The sequence below is a fragment of the Methylophaga sp. UBA1464 genome (assembly GCF_002325665.1).
In the GTDB taxonomy this organism is placed as follows: domain Bacteria; phylum Pseudomonadota; class Gammaproteobacteria; order Nitrosococcales; family Methylophagaceae; genus Methylophaga.
In genome coordinates this window covers 1-1244 of record NZ_DCSO01000006.1, presented here as the reverse complement: position 1 = coordinate 1244, position 1244 = coordinate 1, and the positions used below count along the sequence as shown (strand labels likewise).

Below are 1244 nucleotides of genomic sequence, written 5' to 3'. Positions count from 1 at the left end.
AGTTTGTGGTTTAACAGGAGCAACAGCGTCAGATGATGGACTTTCCACTTCTCAGTGTGTTGATTTTGCTGCCGATTATCGGTGGCGCTGCACTGTTGCTGTGCAAACAAAATAATAAGCTGGCACGGCAATTGGCCTTGCTTGTCAGTGTGGCGACCATGTTGTTGTCTTTTTTACTATATATCGGTTTTGACAGCACTACTCATCAAATGCAGTTTGTTGAACGCCTGTCATGGGTGGCGACATTTAATATTGAGTATTACCTGGGGGTTGACGGTTTTTCAATGCCGCTGATGATCCTCACAACAATTTCAACAGTGTTGGTTGTCATTGCCGGCTGGCAGGTGATTGAGGATAGAGCCGCTCAATATATGTCTGCTTTTCTGATCATGGAAGGACTGATGTTAGGCGTGTTTGCAGCACTCGACGCCATACTGTTTTATCTGTTTTTTGAAGCGATGCTGATCCCGTTGTTTCTGGTAATTGGTATTTGGGGTGGCCCTAATCGGGTTTATGCCACCATCAAGTTTTTCCTCTATACCTTTTTTGGATCGGTATTTCTGCTGATAGCATTGCTGTATCTGCAATTTCAGGCAGGTAGTTTCTCGATTCTGGATTTTCACAATGTCAGCTTGAGTTTAACGCAGCAAATCTGGATTTTCCTGGCTTTTTTAATTGCCTTTGCGGTGAAAATTCCGATGTGGCCGGTACATACCTGGTTGCCTGATGCTCACGTGGAAGCACCTACAGGTGGTTCGGTAATTCTGGCGGCGATCACGCTGAAAATTGGTGGCTATGGTCTATTACGTTTTGCTCTGCCGATTACCCCGGATGCCAGTATGACGCTGGACTGGCTGGTGATTGGCTTATCGTTGATCGCCATTGTTTATATCGGTTTTGTCGCGCTGGCCCAATCGGATCTGAAAAAACTGATTGCTTATTCGAGTATTGCCCATATGGGCTTTGTGACCCTGGGACTGTTTATTGTGTTTCGCATCGTCGCCAATGATGCGATTACACTTGGTGTCGGTAATGGCGAAGTGTTAGCTATTGAAGGCGCAATGGTGCAGATGATTTCGCATGGCTTTATTGCCGCCGCGATGTTCCTCAGTGTCGGTGTGTTATACGACCGGATGCATACCCGTGAAATCAGTGCTTATGGCGGTGTTGCCAACAGTATGCCGAAATTTACTGCACTGGCCGTATTCTTTGCGATGGCCAATGCAGGTTTACCCGGCACCTCC

Annotated in this window: 1 protein-coding gene; it reads left to right on the top strand. The window is 46.7% G+C overall.

Annotation, left to right across the window (positions count from 1 at the left end):
* Positions 1–32 precede the first annotated feature (32 nt).
* On the top strand, positions 33–1244 hold a 1212-nt coding region (locus tag B3O33_RS00455), incomplete at its 3' end, for a complex I subunit 4 family protein (protein WP_292362719.1).